General features: G+C 79.1%; 1 pseudogene. It reads right to left on the bottom strand.

Annotation, left to right across the window (positions count from 1 at the left end):
* Positions 1–1,183 (bottom strand): annotated as a pseudogene (locus GPJ59_RS38300) (hypothetical protein); the annotation flags it as partial.

Below are 1,183 nucleotides of genomic sequence, written 5' to 3'. Positions count from 1 at the left end.
CCTCCGGACCGGCGCCGTGCCGGGGCGCCCCGGGTCCGGCTTCGCGCGCGGCCTCGGGTGGCGGCCGGTCGGCGGAGGCCAGCCTGGCGAGCAGCGCGTCGCGCTCGGCGGCGAAGGCCGGGTCGGCCTGGTAGTCCGAGTGGCCCAGGAGGGGTGCGGGCAGCGGATGTTCCGCGGTGCGTCCGTAGGCCACGGGGTCGGCCAGCGGCCCCCGGTCCACGTCCGCGCCGCCGGCCTGCACACCGCGGTCCTCCGCACCGCGGTCCTGCACACCGCCGCCCTTCGCACCGCCGCCCTGCGCACCGCAGTCCTGCACACCGCGGTCCTGCACACCGCCGCCCTCCGCACCGCGGTCCTGCGCATCGCCGGCCTGCGCCCCGCCGCGCCGCGGATCCTTGCCGCGCCCCACGCGGCTCAGCACCGGCCCGCCGATGGGGTCGGTGGCCCGCCACAGGTTGCGCCAGCAGTCCACGTCCCGGTGCAGGGCGGCGAGCGGTCCGGGCCCGAAGTACGCGGGGAACCAGCGGCCGTAGAGCCGGTCCAGCGGGCAGCCGTACGTCATCAGCGCCACCCGGTGGCGGACCCGCGGCGGCAGCTGCCAGACGGCGGCGGCCGCGAGCACGCTGCCCTGCGAGTGCCCGGAGACCACCAGCCGTCCGCCGGTCCGCCCGGTCCAGGTCGTCATCCGCCAGGTCAGGTCGGGCACGGCGCGCTCGGCGTAGCACGGCGGCGCGAACGGGTGGGCCGCGCGCGGCCAGAACGTACCGACGTCCCACAGGATGCCGAGCGTCCGGCGCGCGGAGGCGTCCCGGTAGGCGCGGCGGCCCCAGGCGACGAGGAGCAGGAAGCCGAAGCCGGTCAGCCACGACCCGGCGTCCTCCGCGCCCCGGACGGCGGCCTCCACCAGTGGGTGGGTGCCCCGCACGGCCGCCCCCGGCACCTCACCGGTCAGCCAGGCTCCGGCCACCGCGACCGCGCCGAGCAGCAGGGTCAGGCCGGAGACGGCGGCCACCAGCCAGGGAGCGGAGTCCGTGAGCGAGGCGGCGGCGCGGGCTCCGGCGATCTGCCGGCTGCGCGCCCGGTCGTAGACGGCGCCCGGGTACTCGTCCGCCACGGTGGCGGCGATCCGGCGGCGCACGCGGGCCCCGCGCAGCGCGAAGGAGCCGGCCAGCAGGGCCAGTAC

This window comes from Streptomyces bambusae (genome assembly GCF_019400985.1).
In the GTDB taxonomy this organism is placed as follows: Bacteria; Actinomycetota; Actinomycetes; order Streptomycetales; family Streptomycetaceae; genus Streptomyces; species Streptomyces bambusae_A.
Note: the sequence above shows the minus strand (reverse complement) of the source record. Positions and strands in the feature narration are given on the sequence as shown.